Source organism: Phytobacter sp. RSE-02, assembly GCF_040578655.1.
GTDB classification, from domain to species: Bacteria; Pseudomonadota; Gammaproteobacteria; order Enterobacterales; family Enterobacteriaceae; genus Phytobacter; species Phytobacter diazotrophicus.
In genome coordinates this window covers 175,677-191,690 of record NZ_JBEULY010000004.1, presented here as the reverse complement: position 1 = coordinate 191,690, position 16,014 = coordinate 175,677, and the positions used below count along the sequence as shown (strand labels likewise).

At 52.2% G+C, this 16,014-nt stretch carries 17 protein-coding genes; 7 read left to right on the top strand and 10 right to left on the bottom strand.

The genetic code is table 11. The annotated features are described in order from the left end of the window. Positions 1–27: 27 nt before the first annotated feature. Positions 28–564: a YniB family protein gene (locus ABU190_RS11040; protein WP_041851612.1), complete on the bottom strand. Its 537-nt coding sequence runs from the start codon at positions 562–564 to the stop codon at positions 28–30. A 145-nt stretch (positions 565–709) separates the two neighbouring features. Between ABU190_RS11040 and hxpB the strand changes: the two genes are divergently transcribed. The 4 genes from hxpB (at position 710) to ABU190_RS11020 (ending at position 4,487) form a co-directional block, all read left to right on the top strand. After that, positions 710–1,378, top strand: coding sequence for a hexitol phosphatase HxpB (hxpB, locus tag ABU190_RS11035; protein ID WP_354691312.1), 669 nt, complete (start codon positions 710–712; stop codon positions 1,376–1,378). 138 nt (positions 1,379–1,516) lie between these two features. Next, positions 1,517–2,278 carry a 2-dehydro-3-deoxy-D-gluconate 5-dehydrogenase KduD gene (gene kduD, locus ABU190_RS11030; RefSeq protein ID WP_354691311.1) on the top strand — a complete coding sequence of 254 codons (762 nt, stop codon included), beginning with the start codon at positions 1,517–1,519 and terminating at the stop codon, positions 2,276–2,278. Between the two features lie 96 nt (positions 2,279–2,374). Further along, positions 2,375–2,965, top strand: a complete 591-nt coding sequence (locus ABU190_RS11025) for a metal-dependent hydrolase (RefSeq protein ID WP_041851615.1) — start codon at positions 2,375–2,377, stop codon at positions 2,963–2,965. A gap of 130 nt (positions 2,966–3,095) precedes the next feature. Further along, positions 3,096–4,487: an L-cystine transporter gene (locus ABU190_RS11020; RefSeq protein ID WP_354691310.1), complete on the top strand. Its 1,392-nt coding sequence runs from the start codon at positions 3,096–3,098 to the stop codon at positions 4,485–4,487. Positions 4,488–4,542: 55 nt separating this feature from the next. Here ABU190_RS11020 and cedA read toward each other — a convergent pair whose 3' ends face one another. Continuing rightward, positions 4,543–4,797, bottom strand: coding sequence for a cell division activator CedA (gene cedA, locus ABU190_RS11015; RefSeq protein ID WP_072039777.1), 255 nt, complete (start codon positions 4,795–4,797; stop codon positions 4,543–4,545). Positions 4,798–5,006: 209 nt separating this feature from the next. Here cedA and katE point away from each other — a divergent pair, with 209 nt between their 5' ends. Continuing rightward, complete coding sequence (gene katE / locus ABU190_RS11010) at positions 5,007–7,265, top strand: catalase HPII (RefSeq protein ID WP_110295463.1); 2,259 nt, start codon at positions 5,007–5,009, stop codon at positions 7,263–7,265. Between the two features lie 36 nt (positions 7,266–7,301). Here the strand turns inward: katE and chbG are convergent, their stop codons facing one another. From chbG to osmE, 7 genes are all read right to left on the bottom strand, one after another. Continuing rightward, positions 7,302–8,060 (bottom strand): chitin disaccharide deacetylase, encoded by a 759-nt coding sequence (gene chbG, locus ABU190_RS11005; protein WP_354691309.1) that lies wholly within the window; start codon positions 8,058–8,060, stop codon positions 7,302–7,304. Between the two features lie 6 nt (positions 8,061–8,066). Beyond that, on the bottom strand, positions 8,067–9,413 hold the full coding sequence (locus tag ABU190_RS11000) for a 6-phospho-beta-glucosidase (protein WP_354691308.1): 1,347 nt from the start codon (positions 9,411–9,413) through the stop codon (positions 8,067–8,069). Positions 9,414–9,513: 100 nt separating this feature from the next. Continuing rightward, the gene (gene chbR / locus ABU190_RS10995) at positions 9,514–10,350 is read right to left on the bottom strand and encodes a transcriptional regulator ChbR (RefSeq protein WP_354691307.1); all 837 of its coding nucleotides are present in this window, start codon (positions 10,348–10,350) and stop codon (positions 9,514–9,516) included. Between the two features lie 21 nt (positions 10,351–10,371). Continuing rightward, positions 10,372–10,716, bottom strand: a complete 345-nt coding sequence (gene chbA, locus ABU190_RS10990) for a PTS N,N'-diacetylchitobiose transporter subunit IIA (protein ID WP_354691306.1) — start codon at positions 10,714–10,716, stop codon at positions 10,372–10,374. 51 nt (positions 10,717–10,767) lie between these two features. Then, positions 10,768–12,126 (bottom strand): PTS N,N'-diacetylchitobiose transporter subunit IIC, encoded by a 1,359-nt coding sequence (gene chbC / locus ABU190_RS10985; RefSeq protein WP_296414496.1) that lies wholly within the window; start codon positions 12,124–12,126, stop codon positions 10,768–10,770. Between the two features lie 79 nt (positions 12,127–12,205). Continuing rightward, complete coding sequence (locus tag ABU190_RS10980; RefSeq protein WP_041851624.1) at positions 12,206–12,523, bottom strand: PTS sugar transporter subunit IIB; 318 nt, start codon at positions 12,521–12,523, stop codon at positions 12,206–12,208. Between the two features lie 277 nt (positions 12,524–12,800). Next, positions 12,801–13,142 (bottom strand): osmotically-inducible lipoprotein OsmE, encoded by a 342-nt coding sequence (osmE, locus tag ABU190_RS10975; RefSeq protein ID WP_041851625.1) that lies wholly within the window; start codon positions 13,140–13,142, stop codon positions 12,801–12,803. A 253-nt stretch (positions 13,143–13,395) separates the two neighbouring features. Here osmE and nadE point away from each other — a divergent pair, with 253 nt between their 5' ends. Continuing rightward, positions 13,396–14,226, top strand: a complete 831-nt coding sequence (nadE, locus tag ABU190_RS10970; protein WP_354691305.1) for an ammonia-dependent NAD(+) synthetase — start codon at positions 13,396–13,398, stop codon at positions 14,224–14,226. 84 nt (positions 14,227–14,310) lie between these two features. Then, the gene (cho, locus tag ABU190_RS10965) at positions 14,311–15,177 is read left to right on the top strand and encodes an excinuclease Cho (RefSeq protein ID WP_354691304.1); all 867 of its coding nucleotides are present in this window, start codon (positions 14,311–14,313) and stop codon (positions 15,175–15,177) included. On the opposite strand, the gene ves is transcribed toward cho, so the two are convergent. After that, a complete protein-coding gene (gene ves, locus ABU190_RS10960) occupies positions 15,171–15,728 on the bottom strand; it encodes an environmental stress-induced protein Ves (RefSeq protein WP_107222826.1) in 558 nt (185 codons plus the stop codon). The two genes, cho and ves, sit on opposite strands and share 7 nt — an antisense overlap. Positions 15,729–16,014: the final 286 nt, after the last annotated feature.

Sequence of the window (16,014 nt, the reverse complement as noted above, 5' to 3'; positions counted from 1 at the left end):
ATAAGGCCACCCAGAGGTGGCCTTAGTTCAAAGGAAGCCGAGCAGAGAGAAAAAGAAGTAACCTGCGACAATACAAATAACAGGCAGGACATAGAGCGGGAAAATCTGCCGGAAGATGGAGTGATTCGGTACCACGATACGCGCTGCTATTTGTTCGCGTGACAGCCCTTCGGCCCCTTTTGCCTTTTCCAGAATCAGTTGATCTTCAAGGTTTTCACGTAGAAACCGCGTCTGACGGCTCATCCTTGCCCCGGAAGCCTGCAGCGCCAGCCCCACAAAGATCAGCGCAAAAATAATCCAGAAACCGATATTAAGCTGGTGATGGAAATCCGGCGTGGGTGAGTTGTACCAAAAAAAATTGAGGAATGGCGTGTTAAACCGCATCATCTCAATCATCACATGGGCGAAATCCAGCATAACGGCATTGATGCCCGGCTGTTTTTCACTGTGGTCGTACATAAACTTAAGTACTGAAATAATTGTCGAAATCACCGATGGGATAAAGATAACCCACCCCAGGACGCGTTTTAGTATGGCAATGCGTCCAGCTTGTTGATACGTCATGGATTCCCCTTGTGAGACGTTCCGTTTTCCGCCTAAGTCTACCCTCTCATATTCATTTTCGCCCGATCTTTAAAGACGGTATGATGACCTCCTGACCAGAAAAAGTGTTTCTCCCTGTGTTCTAACGTAAGAAAGAGAGGTGTGAATGTCTGCCCCGCGACAAATACTCGCTGCCATTTTCGATATGGATGGATTAATTATGGACTCAGAGCCACTCTGGGATCGTGCTGAACTGGATGTCATGGCAAGCCTGGGGGTTGATATTACCCGCCGCGATGAGCTACCGGATACCCTCGGCCTGCGCATTGATATGGTTGTTGGCCTGTGGTTCGCCCGCCAGCCGTGGACCGGCCCGGACTGCGAAGAGGTTACCCAGCGCATCATCAGTCGCGCCATCGCCCTGGTGGAAGAAACGCGCCCGTTGCTGCCAGGCGCGCGTGAAGCGATTGCTCTGTGCAAAGCCAGCGGTCTGAAAGTGGGTCTGGCCTCGGCATCGCCGCTGCATATGCTGGAAAAAACGCTCTCTCTGTTCGGCCTGCGCGATAATTTCGATGCGCTGGCGTCCGCCGAAAAACTGCCGTACAGCAAACCGCATCCGCAGGTTTATCTGGACTGTGCCGCAAAGCTTGGCGTTGACCCGCTTATGTGTGTGGCGCTGGAAGATTCTGTCAATGGCATGATCGCCAGTAAAGCCGCCCGGATGCGCTCCATTGTGGTGCCTGCTGAAGAGAACCGTGCCGATCCGCGCTATGCGTTAGCCGATGTGAAGTTAGCCAGCCTTGAAGAGCTCACCCTGACGCATTTGTGCGGCTAGCTCCTGACACCAGAGATGGGTAACACTGTCTCTGGTTTTTTATTTTTAAAACATCGTTTCATTTTTATTTGTAATTCTCCGTATCTGCCCCTATCCTCATCTCAGGCGCGATGACAATAACCAGGACCTGGGGGAACTATGATTCTTGATGCTTTTTCACTTGCAAACAAAGTCGCCATCGTTACCGGCTGCGATACCGGCCTGGGGCAAGGGATGGCGCTGGGGCTTGCCGAAGCAGGATGCCATATCGTCGGCGTTGGCCGTAAAAAACCACAGGAGACCGCCGAGCGAGTTACCGCGCTGGGCCGCAAATTCCTCGCAATCCAGGCTGATCTCAGCAAGCAAGACAGCATTAACGACATCGTCAGCCAGACCGTTTCACAGTTGGGGCGCATTGATATTTTGCTCAATAACGCCGGAACGATTCGTCGCTGCGATGCGCTGGAATTTAGCGAAAAAGACTGGGACGATGTGATGAACCTTAACGTCAAGACGGTTTTCTTTTTGTCTCAGGCTGTCGCTCGTCAGTTTATTGCCCAGGGCGACGGCGGAAAAATCATCAATATTGCCTCTATGCTCTCGTTCCAGGGAGGCATCCGCGTACCGTCATATACGGCGTCTAAAAGCGGTGTTCTGGGGCTGACCCGTCTGCTCGCCAATGAATGGGCATCATACAACATCAATGTTAATGCCATTGCCCCTGGTTACATGGCGACCAGCAATACCCAGGCGTTACGGGAAGATGCAGAGCGTAACCAGGAGATTGTCGATCGCATTCCGGCAGGCCGCTGGGGAAAACCGGATGATCTCAAAGGCCCGGCGGTCTTTCTGGCCTCTGCGGCTTCTGACTATATCAATGGCTTTACTCTCGCCGTGGACGGTGGCTGGCTGGCGCGTTAAATGTCATTCTTGTGACAAAGAGTTACACCGTCACCTCTTCCGCCTACTGTATAAAAACCCTATACTGTATGCATCGACAGTTTAGCGAGTTTTATCATGACGGCGGAAGGACACCTGCTTTTTTCCATTGCCTGCGCGGTGTTTGCCAAAAATGCCGAATTGACGCCCGTGCTGGCACACGGGGATTGGTGGCATATTGTTCCGTCAGCCATTCTGACCTGTCTTCTGCCCGATATTGACCACCCGAAGTCGTTTCTTGGGCAGCGGTTAAAATGGATCTCAAAGCCCGTGGCCCGCATGTTCGGTCACCGGGGTTTTACCCATAGCCTGTTGGCCGTTTTCATTGGCTTAACGCTGTTCTATCTCAAAGTGCCCGATAGCTGGATTATCCCGGCAGACGCACTGCAGGGGTTGGTTCTGGGTTATTTGAGCCATATCCTTGCCGATATGATCACCCCGGCAGGCGTCCCTCTTCTCTGGCCCTGCCGCTGGCGATTCCGTCTGCCCTTGCTCTCGCCGCAACGCGGTAACCAACTGGAGCGTGTGTTATGCATGGCGCTGTTCACCTGGGCGCTGTGGATGCCACAAACATTGCCCGATAACAGTGCAGTGCGCTGGTCATCGCAGATGATTAATGTGCTGCAAAACCAGTTCAATCGCTTTATTCATCACCAAACCGACCATTAAATCGCCACTTTCCGCTCTTGCGGCATAATTCATTCCATTTGGATATAAGGCTTGCGGACCTCTTCTGCTAACCTTCCGCCATTGGCTGACCTTTGGATGCCGGCCTTATAATGAGATCAGGAGAACGGGGATGAACTTTCCTTTAATCGCAAACGTTGTGGTGTTTGTCGCACTGCTGCTGTTGCTGGCGCAAACGCGTCACAAACAGTGGAGTCTGGCAAAAAAAGTACTGGCCGGTTTAGGGCTGGGCGTGGTGTTTGGCCTTGCATTACAGGCTATCTACGGCTCGGACAACCCGGTACTGAAGAATTCTATCCAGTGGTTCAACGTGGTCGGTAATGGCTACGTGCAACTGCTGCAGATGATTGTTATGCCGCTGGTTTTTGCTTCTATTCTGAGCGCCGTTGCACGCCTGCACAACGCGTCTTCTCTGGGAAAAATTAGCTTTTTAACTATCGGCACTCTGCTGTTTACGACGATGATTTCAGCGCTGGTTGGCGTCATGATGACCAACCTCTTCGGTCTGACCGCCGAAGGGCTGGTTCAGGGGACCGCCGAAACGGCCCGTTTAACGGCAATTCAAACCAATTACGTAGGCAAAGTGGCCGATCTGAGTGTACCGCAGTTGCTGCTGTCGTTTGTACCGAAGAACCCGTTTGCCGATCTGACGGGTGCAAGCCCGACCTCCATTATCAGCGTTGTGATTTTCGCTGCGTTTCTGGGTGTCGCCGCCCTGAAACTGCTCAAAGACGATGCGCCGAAAGGCGAACGCGTTCTCATCGCCATTGATACACTGCAAAGCTGGGTGATGAAGCTGGTGCGACTGGTGATGCAACTGACGCCGTATGGCGTTCTGGCGCTGATGACCAAAGTGGTGGCCGGCTCGAACATCCAGGACATTATTAAGCTCGGCAGCTTTGTTATCGCCTCCTACATTGGTCTTGGCATTATGTTTGTGGTGCATGGCCTGCTGCTGGGTGTGAATGGCATCAGCCCGCTGAAATACTTCCGCAAAGTATGGCCGGTACTAACCTTCGCGTTTACCAGCCGTTCCAGCGCCGCGTCTATTCCGCTGAATGTGGAGGCGCAGACCCGTCGTCTGGGCGTACCTGAGTCTATCGCCAGCTTCTCTGCCTCGTTCGGTGCGACCATCGGTCAGAACGGCTGTGCGGGTCTCTACCCGGCAATGCTGGCGGTAATGGTTGCTCCGACAGTAGGCATTAATCCGTTGGATCCGATGTGGATTGCCACCCTGGTCGGTATTGTGACGGTCAGCTCCGCTGGTGTTGCGGGTGTAGGTGGTGGTGCGACCTTCGCCGCACTGATTGTGCTGCCTGCTATGGGTTTACCCGTCACACTGGTTGCACTGCTGATTTCGGTGGAACCGTTGATCGACATGGGGCGTACGGCGCTTAATGTCAGCGGCTCAATGACCGCAGGTACGTTGACCAGCCAGTGGCTTAAGCAGACGGACAAAACCATTCTGAACAGCGAAGACGACGCCGAACTGGCACATCGCTAATTTCGACGTCATTCGAAACGAAAACCGCCTGACAAGTCATTGCAGGCGGTTTTTTTTATTCGTCGATTTCGCCTTCCTGACGAATCTGAGTTGCCCAGCGCTGAGCGGCTTCAGGCACGCTAAAAACAGGTGAACGCGTAAAACGCTCGCCCTGTAACACGAAGGCCACATATTTCCCGCGCAATAACCAGACGTCACGAAACCCATCAACCTTCAAAGCATGTTCAGGCGGTGCAGGTTCGATACGGGGTACATAGCTGATAACACGACGGTTTTGATGGCGCAAAGGTTTCATAAGCGAAGAGTTCACTAAAACGATTTCCACTAACACGAAAGTCCTATCATAGCCGATCGTCACCCCGCGCGTCGCCTCCGGGCTGACTTTCTGCGTATTTTTGCCGCTCTCTCAGTGCGCTCATAGCCGTTACGCCTGAGCACTGTCCTGAGTTGTTCTATAGTTAGAAGGGTTTTGCCAATGCAACGACCATTTTTCAGCAATGAAAACAGGAGACGTGTTCAATGTCGGATCAAGAACAAAACCCTACAAATCATCAATCACCGGTGCATGATGCCAGTGAGTCAAAGCCCGGTCTGGATTCTCTGGCGCCGGCAGACGGTTCCCATCGCCCTTCCCCACATCTCTCCGCGCCCGGCGAGCAACCCACGGCCCCAGGCAGTTTAAAGGCCCCCAACACGGCCAATGAGAAACTCACCGCGCTGGAAGCCTTTCGTAAGGGCAGCGAAAATTTTCCACTGACGACAAACCAGGGCGTACGCATCGCAGACGATCAAAATTCACTGCGGGCGGGCACGCGGGGACCGACGCTGCTGGAAGACTTTATTCTGCGCGAAAAGATCACCCATTTTGACCATGAGCGCATTCCTGAACGCATCGTCCACGCACGCGGTTCTGCCGCCCATGGCTATTTCCAGCCTTACGAAAGTTTATCGGCCATCACCAAAGCAGATTTTCTCTCCGACCCGGAGAAAATCACGCCGGTATTTGTGCGTTTTTCCACGGTTCAGGGGGGAGCAGGCTCCGCCGATACCGTGCGGGATATCCGTGGATTTGCCACCAAGTTTTACACCGAAGAGGGTATCTTCGATTTGGTGGGTAACAACACGCCCGTATTTTTTATTCAGGACGCGCATAAATTCCCGGATTTCGTTCATGCGGTAAAACCCGAGCCTCACTGGGCAATTCCCCAGGGGCAGAGTGCCCATGACACCTTCTGGGATTATGTCTCGCTGCAACCGGAGACACTGCATAATGTCATCTGGGCAATGTCTGATCGCGGGATCCCACGCAGTTATCGCACCATGGAAGGCTTTGGTATTCATACCTTTCGCATGATCAATGCCGAAGGCAAGGCCACGTTTGTGCGTTTTCACTGGAAACCCGTGGCAGGCAAAGCTTCACTGGTCTGGGATGAGTCGCAGAAATTGACCGGTCGTGACCCCGATTTTCATCGTCGCGATCTGTGGGAAGCGATTGAAGCGGGTGATTACCCGGAATATGAGCTTGGATTACAGCTCATTCCCGAAGAAGATGAATTTAAATTTGATTTTGATCTCCTCGACCCGACGAAACTGATCCCGGAAGAGCTGGTGCCGGTAAAACGGGTGGGTAAAATGGTGCTCAACCGCAATCCGGATAATTTCTTTGCCGAAAACGAGCAGGCCGCGTTCCACCCCGGCCATATTGTCCCCGGGCTCGATTTCTCTAACGATCCCCTGCTGCAGGGGCGTCTGTTCTCCTATACGGATACGCAGATTAGCCGTCTTGGCGGGCCAAACTTTCATGAGATCCCCATAAACCGCCCCACCTGCCCGTACCATAATTTGCAGCGCGACGGCATGCATCGAATGGATATTGATACCAACCCGGCAAACTATGAACCCAACTCGATTAATGACAACTGGCCGCGCGAGACGCCGCCGGGCCCTAAACGGGGTGGGTTTGAGTCGTACCAGGAGCGGGTCGAAGGCGGCAAAATTCGCGAACGTAGCCCTTCATTTGCCGAATATTATGCGCATCCACGTCTGTTCTGGCTCAGCCAGACGCCATTTGAGCAACAGCATATTATCGATGCTTTCAGCTTCGAGCTGAGTAAAGTTGTGCGCGAATACATTCGTGAACGGGTGGTTGACCAACTGGCGCATATTGACGTCCATCTGGCAAATGCCGTCGCCGGGAACCTCGGCATTACGCTGAGTGAAGAACAACGCAACATCGCGCCACCGAAGGAGGTGAACGGCCTGAAAAAAGATCCCTCGCTCAGCCTGTATGCCATCCCGGATGGCGCCATCAAAGGGCGCGTCGTCGCCGTGTTGCTAAATGATAAAACGCGCGCCGACGATGTGCTCACTATTCTGCAAGCGCTTAAGGCGCAAGGGGTACACGCGAAACTGCTCTATTCCCGAATGGGCAGCGTTGTGACCGATGATGGCTCCGTCTTACCTGTCGCGGGGACTTTTGCGGGCGCGCCGTCACTGACGGTTGATGGCGTCATTGTGCCTGGCGGTGATCTCAGCCAGTTACTGAATAATGGCGATGCGCTTTACTACCTGCTGGAAGCCTACAAACATCTAAAACCCATTACGCTGCTGGGCGATGCCCGTCAGTTCAGCGCCGCTTTACAGGTTGGCGCGCAGGGGGAAGAAGGTGTGATCCAGGCCGAGGATGCCTCTGGCAGCACCCTGGATGATTTTCTGGGGTTATTGCGCGCGCACCGTATTTGGTCACGCATGAGTAAAATCGCCAGCATTCCTGCCTGATAAACGCGCACCGCGGCCTGTTCCGCGGTGCGTGACTTACAGATCCCGAAAAGTGCCCGGTCTGAAGGCACATTCGGCAATGACCCGCTTCAATGAAGGCTGCGTCAGCACTTCCAGTTCTTTTAAACGTGGGTAACAGTACTGACTTGCCATAAGCTGATTATCCACAAACGCCGGATGGCTCATGATCTCCAGTGAGCTGTCGCCACGCTGCACGGCGGCTTCCAGAATGGCGGTGAACAGCGATACCGTGATCTCATCGCCATAAAAGGCGCTGGAAAAACCGCTCGTGCTGCATACCCTGTTTGCGTCAATTCCCTGGCGCCGGGCCTCATCGCGATCGACACGCAGCGGAATGCCTTTCTGCCGGGCAAACGCCGCAACCAGCGGGAAAATGGCGCCAATCATATGCACATGATGATGACTGTCGATGTGTGACGGCGGCTTGCCAAACAGCGCGATAAAACGCGCATACTGGCAGGCCAGCTCATCGGCAATCTCCTGGAGCGGCAGGGAACCTTGTGCAGCCAGATCCCAGATCCATTTCCCCAGTTGCCCCTCTCGCGTCAGTGATGGCGTATTTCCCACGGGTTTTCCCAGCGTCAGGGTGAAATGCAGCCCCACCGCCAGTTCCGGAACTTGCTCGCACAGCGCAACGGCATGTTCGATAGCGGCACCGTTCACCAGCGCGGTCGTGGACGTTACGACGCCGTTACGGCAGGCGTCGACGATGCCGTAGTTCTGCCCACGGCTTAAGCCAAAGTCATCCGCATTGACGATTAACAGTCTTTGCATAACCCCTCACTGTTTGAAGGATGCGATTGCCGCAGCAAAACGCGGTAACCACTGCTGATTGGCCAGCAGCATATCGCGGGCCAGTTTTTCCGCGTCTTTATCAGAATGGATCAACGGATTCAGGTTGAGCGCCAGCAAAATGTCATTCAGTTCACCGCTCAGTGCCGCGTTACTGGCAGCAATCTCAAAGCCCTTAATGGTGTAAATCAGCCCAAGAACCTTGTCATCAAAGTGTGTGATCCGTGGATGCGGCGTCGCCCCCTCGCGCCCCAGAAGACAGGTCATTTCTACCGCCCATTGCGCAGGGATATTCTCTACACAGCCCCGGTGCGGCACATTCACGTAATGCTCCGTCTGCTTATCATTAAAAATCGCATTGATCACTTCACAAGCGGCATCGGAATAATAGGCCCCGCCGCGCATCTCCAGCGCCTTCGGTTTCACATTGAGTGCCGGATCTTTGTACATCTCAAAGAGGTTCTTTTCGACCTCCTGAACCACCTGCGCACGTGTCCCCCCTTTGTAATATTCCCCCATTTCGATACCCAGCATCTCTTTGGATTTGAAATAGTATTGCAGGTAGGAACATGGCAACAGGTTGAGCGAACGCAGTAAGCCTTCCGAGAAGGGTAAATCAAAAATATTCTTCACCGAAGATTTCGCCAGACGCCCGGAAGCGACCCCATCCATTAATTCGGCAAAGCGCGACTCGCCATTAACCAGCACATCTTTGATAAAGACCAGATGGTTCAGACCAAATAAATCGATCGATAGCGTGTCAGTCGTGGCGAGTTGCAGAACATCACGGACGAACATTTTCATACCGATGGGGACATTACATACGCCAATAAAGCGACGGAAGTTGGTATGGCGATAAACCGCTTCTGTCACCATGCCAGCCGGGTTAGTGAAATTGATCACCCATGCCTGCGGGCACAGCTCTTCCACATCACGAAGAATATCGAAAATCACCGGGATAGTGCGTAACCCTTTAAACAAACCACCGGCACCATTGGTTTCCTGACCAAGATAACCATGGCTTAACGGAATGCGCTCGTCGAGTTCCCGTGCTTTGAGCTGGCCGATACGGAATTGTGTGGTAACGAAATCCGCATCGCGCAGCGCTTCACGTCGATCAAGGGTTTTAAATATCTTTAATGGCACCCCCGCTTTGTCCACCATGCGGCAGCAAAGATCATAAATGATATCCAGCTTATGTTTCCCCTCCTCCACATCTACCAGCCATAATTCACTGACGGGTAATTCGTGGTAGCGAAGAATAAATCCTTCCAGTAATTCCGGGGTATAACTGCTGCCGCCACCGATAGTGACAATTTTCAGTTTCGTCGTCATATTTTCTCCCTCAGGCCTGATGTTAAGACAAGCCGTGTCATTACCGCAGTGCGATAATTATAGAATGGTGATGTTTGTTAGCGGGGACGAACCCCGCAAATCAGGTAATATTCGTCAGTTGTTTACGGTAACTACCCGGTGTAAATGAGGTCAGTCGTTTAAATGTTTTAATAAATAAGCTGGGGCTGCTGTACCCTGCCTCCCATGCAATATCATTGATTGAGAAATTCGAAATTTCGAGCTGCTTACGGGCAAAATTAATTCGAATTTCATTAATAATTTGCAGCGGTGTTTTATGATAATAACGCTGCGTTGCCCTGGTTAAATATTCCTGAGATTTCCCCGACAAGGCGACCATATTTTCCAGCGCGTTTTCAGCAAAACGGTGTTTGTCATGCATACCCTCTACGGTCATTTTTAACCATTGCGGAATGCAATCTTCCTCCTGCTGCTCGCGGTAATGACGCAGGCGATTGATAACATGGAAGGTGACATTTTCAATAAACTCATCGAGTTCACTATCACGAAAATTAAGCGATGCTATGACCGATTCAATGTACGCCAGAAAGGTTGCCTTGATGCGGTAACTCTGCGAGGCAACGAAACAAAACGGCACCAGCGAAAGATAATGCTTATCAAAAAATTGCCGGCTGATCCCCACATTAAGGATCCGCGTTGCGCCAAACTCATAAAAGCTCTGGTGGGTTGAACCGACGGGTATAAACACAAAGTCGCCTCGCTCCAGCAACACCCGTTTCCCGTTGATCACCTGATAGTAACGCCCGGTCAGGACGAGCGTAAATTCATAATAATCATGCTGATGCAGCCCACTGATGCTCTCAACTTTATTGTAGATAAACACGTGAAAAGGCCGGCCATTAAAAAGCTGTTGCTCTCTGACTATTCTCGCGTCCGTGGCATTTATCTCTGGCTGCATCTGCGGGCTTCTCCTTTATCGTCACATTTTCTCGTGCAGTTCAATCAACTCGGTAATAAGCTCACGCGCCAACATGGCTGTCATCAGGTGATCCTGCGCGTGAACCAGTACCAGGCTTACCTTTATCTTACCCTGCCCCTCATCACTTTCAATGAGCTGCGTCTGTACGCGATGTGCCTCATGCAGGGCGGCATGGGATTGCGCCATCAGCGTTTTTGCCGTCTCAAAATCCCCCTGCTTGGCTTGTTTTAATGCGCTGTACGCCAGGCTTCGCGCCTGACCCGCGTTGATGATAAGCCCCATGACGACCTCTTCCAGGGTGTCCGCGTCGGTGTCTGTTTCCGGCAGGTTATCTAAATCCAACATGATGACTCCTCGTCTGTAGCCGCGGCGGTACACTGGCCGCGGCGAAGTTCCTTAAAATTTCAACGCCTGGGCGATATCTTCCTCGCTCTCTTCGGCTTCGATAGTGTTCTGTGCTTTGTTCGATATCACGACGAACGGTAGATAGAGCAGTGTCGCCACACCGAGGTTGAACAGCGCCAGCAACAGGGCTGCGATACTGCCGTTGGTGTTAAAGAAAGCCCCCAGCCCGGTGGGCATGGTCCAGGGTGCGATATTGGTGACAGGCGGGATGATTCCCGTGTAATAAGCCGCCATGGTGATGGCTGCCAGTAACGGCTGAACCAGAATGAACGGAATAAACATCACCGGGTTCATGATAATCGGCAGGCCAAACATCATGGGTTCGTTAATCTGGAAGATCCCGGAAGGCAATGCCAGCTTCGCCACCTGGCGGTGGTCGGCACGGCGGGACGCAATAAAGATGGCGATAATTAACCCCAGCGTCGCCCCGGTGCCGCCCAGGAAGATATAGGAGTCAAGAACCGGTTTCGCCCAGGCATGGAAGGTTTTCCCCGCGGCCAGCGCCGCATCGACTGAACCGTATTCGGTATACAGCGCCACGTTTTCCAGCGCCCACGGCGTCATGATGCCGCTATCCAGTGCGGCCAGAGCCAGTGAACCATGGACACCAAAGAACCACAGCAGCGAGGTAAAAATGACATACGCCCAACCTACCACGCCGCCCATTGCCGCCAGTGGCTTAGAGATGGAGTCCATAATGATCTGGTGAAAGGTCGTTCCGGCACCGGCCAGTCCCCAGGCGATAATCCCCATGACAGAGAGGATCACGAAGCCCGGAATCAGCGCCGAAAAGGAGCGAGAGACCGACGCAGGAACGCTATCAGGTAACTTAATTACCCAGTTACGCCGGACAACAAAGGCGAACATTTCCGCGACCACCAGCCCAATCAACATACCGGAGATAATGTTCGAACCGCCGAGCCAGTTGGCATCTACCGCATACGCCTCCCCAACGCTATAGGGGGTCACCGTCATAAACGCCGCCACGGCCAGCAACCCGGCAGCAAGGGGATCAACTTTGCGTTCCTCCGCCAGCGCCATGCCAATAAAAAAAGGCGCCATCAGCGACATAATGCCCAATGTACCGTTATAGACATTGCCGCCGATGGCTTTAAGGCCGTTCAGGGAATCAATTGTTGACGCATCCAGTCGAATACCAAGAGAGTAGAAAAAAGACCCTTCGCCAAAACTAAGAAAAACATTATTAATTAAAACAAACATGGCCCCGGCGAGCGTTAATGGCATTAATTTAATAAAGCCATTTTTAATCGCATTGACATGCGGTTGCTTACCTATTTTTACCGCGAATGGCAGCAGCACCTTTTCCAGAGAATTGATCGCTTTATTCATACAAATAAGCCCTTAAGTGCCGCAACGTTAATTGCGGCATGAATGTGTGAAATTACTCTTTGACGGGAAAAATAAAAATTTAAAGTGCTGCTTTTTTAATGGCAGCAATGGCACTTTTAAGAACGGCTAAACCATCGATTTTGCCATAGAGCAAAGAATCAATAACTTCTACTGGCTTATCGGGCAGAATGCGCTGGATTTCAGGCAACATATACGCAATTTGCGGGCCTAATAAGACGACATCCGCCTGCGGACCTTTCTCTGCCGCCAGCGTTTCCGGAAAGGCATCAATAATAACCGGCACATTATACTTTTCTGCCTGCGCACGCATTTTCGATACCAGCAACGAGGTAGACATGCCCGCTGAGCAGAACAAATAGATGATTTTCTTATCCATAAAAACCTCCCTTGAGCGGCATTTATCATCGAAGAATGCAATGATTAAGCCGTGTGGCGAGACGCCGTGTTATCTGTTTTTTGATCTTGTATTGAGTATACGTTGGCGCGCTGCGAGGGGATAATTCGCTACAAACCACAATTGTCTCTCATTGACCTGGCATCATGACTCCCTTCACATTACGGCCAAATAATTCGCTTCGTTAAAAAAGATCCTGACGTAAAAAAACCGGCCCATGGGCCGGTTTTAGATCTGCTCAGGCAAAGAGAATCAAAGGTTACTGCTTAGGCGCTTGCGGATCGGTGTCATACTCGGCACAGGTCTGGTAGCCTGAGTTCATCACGTGACCCGTCTCATCCAGCGCGACGAAATAGGTTTCAGTTTTACCATTACGTTGACCCAGGATATAGGTCTGGCAAGTGCCACGCGCGTGGATCATGGTCACTTCGGAAGAAGGACGACCGGCAACCTGCATAACCTGCTGGCGCGTCATCCCTTTTTTGACATCTTTCACTACCGGCTGGCTCACCTGATCTTTAGCGCGATCGTAAGCCGTACACCCTGCCAGCATAGTCAGTACCGCCGCTGCACCCAGAATTCCTGCGATGTTCTTGTTCATATTCCATCCTCTTGTTTATCCGCTTGTGTATCAGCGTGTTATCTAAGCCTGGAATATAAAATTGCATTTTTCAACTATACGGCGTGACTGGCATAACTTTCGGAAAAATCTAATAAAACGACGATAACCTGCTAAAACGGCGTAATATGCGACACTCAAATTCGTGATCCTTGTCGTTTTACCGTCAAAGGGTTAATTTGGCTGCATCACCTATTTGCTACCTGCACAGCAGGCCACATGACGGAGGGGTTAAATGACTCTGCAACAAGAGATTATTCAGGCACTGGGCGTCAAGCCGACCATCAACGCCGAAGAAGAAGTTCGTCGTAGCGTTGATTTTCTCAAATCCTATCTGAAGACCTATCCTTTTTTACGCTCACTGGTGCTGGGGATCAGCGGTGGTCAGGACTCAACGCTGGCCGGTAAGCTTTGCCAGACCGCCATCTCCGAATTGCGCCAGGAAACCGGCGACACCAGCTATCAGTTTATTGCGGTACGTTTACCCTACGGCGTACAGGCAGATGAGCAAGATTGCCAGGATGCCATCGAGTTTATCAAGCCGGATCGCGTGCTGACGGTAAACATCAAAGGTGCGGTGCTGGCCAGTGAACAGGCGCTGCGCGAGGCAGGCATTGAGCTGAGCGATTTTATTCGCGGCAACGAAAAAGCCCGTGAGCGAATGAAAGCCCAGTACAGTATCGCCGGGATGACGAAAGGTGTCGTCGTAGGTACTGACCATGCGGCAGAAGCGGTCACCGGCTTCTTCACCAAATACGGTGATGGCGGTACAGATATCAACCCGATTTTCCGCCTCAACAAACGCCAGGGTAAACAACTGCTGGCGTCCCTGGGTTGCCCGGAACATCTGTATAAGAAAGCGCCTACTGCTGATCTGGAAGACGATCGCCCTTCCCTGCCGGATGAAGCAGCACTCGGCGTTACCTACGAAAACATTGATGATTATCTGGAAGGCAAAACGCTCGACGCCGGTACAGCGCAGATCATCGAAGGCTGGTATGTGAAGACGGAACATAAACGTCGCCCACCGATCACCGTTTTCGACGATTTCTGGAAAAAGCAATAAATGTCAGGGGCGGCGTAAGCCGCCTCTTTTTTCACCTGCCGCACCCTGCTACACTGGATATCTAAACAGTATCAGGAGTCCGCAGTGAACAGGCGTCAATCCGCCCCGCGTCTCGAATTTGAAGCGGCGGCTATTTATGAATATCCCGAGCATTTACGTCCATGGCTGGAAGCCTTGCCAAAGCAGCCAGGCGTCTATTTTTTCCATGGTGAAAGCGACGCGATGCCGCTGTACATCGGTAAAAGCGTGAATATCCGTAGCCGGGTGCTTTCCCATTTGCGTACTCCCGACGAAGCGGCGATGCTCCGCCAGTCCCGACGCATCACCTGGATATGTACCGCAGGTGAGCTTGGAGCCCTGTTGCTTGAAGCACGCCTGATTAAAGAGCAACAACCGCTTTTTAATAAACGTCTGCGCCGCAATCGACAGCTTTGTTCATTATCAGTCAACGGCGATAAACCACAGGTGGTCTACGCCCGTGAAGTGGATTTTTCCTCAGAGGTCGGCCTGTACGGCCTGTTCGCCAACCGCCGCGCCGCCCTGCAAACCTTGCAGTCCATCGCCGATGACGAAAAGCTCTGCTATGGCCTGCTTGGTCTGGAGTCATTAACCCGCGGTCGCGGCTGTTTCCGTTCGGCGTTGCGCCGGTGCGCAGGCGCGTGTTGTGGTAAAGAAACCGTGGCCGACCACGATGGCCGTTTCCTGGCCGCAATGGAGCGTATGCGTCTGGTGTGTTGGCCCTGGAACGGGCCAATTAGCTTACAGGAGGTGGGTGAACAGATGACGCAATACCATATCATTCATAACTGGCTGTGGCTTGGTGCAGTAAACCATCTGGATGAGGCGGCAGAGTTGCTCCGCACGCCCGCCGGGTTTGATCACGATGGTTATAAAATACTCTGCAAGCCATTGCTGTCCGGGGAGTATCTGATTCGTGAGTTCCTTCAGTGACCGGGAAGCCAGGTAATTTCGCTAAAAAGTAACTGACCTTCTGATTTTAACAAACGTAGCGTCTGGCGGCCTTCACTCCAGTAAGCCCCCTGATCGGCGGTAAGCAGCTTATCGCCAAGTTGCCATGCCCCACTCAGTACAAAGATCACCCCCCCACGGGTGCCAAATGTGGTAAAAGTCCGGTCCGCAATGCGTACTTTTGCACGGCAGTGATCGCGGCGAGTCATGATATTGAAATCCATCGACATCTGCCCTTCATGAAGCTGGACTTTCACCGGCTGTTCTCCGGGAAACGTAAAAGGCTGGAATTTTTTCAACGTGTGACAGAATTCATGGCCGGCATCCAGGGTAACTTCACCGCCTTCAATGAGGGTAATGACACGATCGACGCCGGGAAATTGCGGAAACTCACCGTTACTGGCCAGCGATGCAATACTTGCCCGCCAACTGAAATCTCGCGTCGCCTCCGGAAAACAACAAATTTCTCGGGTTTCCCCTGCACCATTACGCCAGAGATTTACCGGCATTTTGCGGATATCAAAGAATTCCATCATCACTCCTGAATGGCGCAGCATGGAAGCGCCGCGCCGCTGCTTCTAAAGGCAGCGTGTCATTATCATCCATCCTGCCATTAAAAGATTATCGGCAGCAAAGCAGGATGCCTTAGCGATGCTGTTGTCAGCATGTAAAAAATTAACGTTATGATACACGGAAATTTTTCGTCAAAACGAGCTGCTTGAGAATACCGTGATACAGGCGGCAGACAAGAGGGCGGAAAAGAAAAAACCGCCAGTCCTGCCCACAACGTAAACACGTGCTATGAGCAAGACCGGCGGT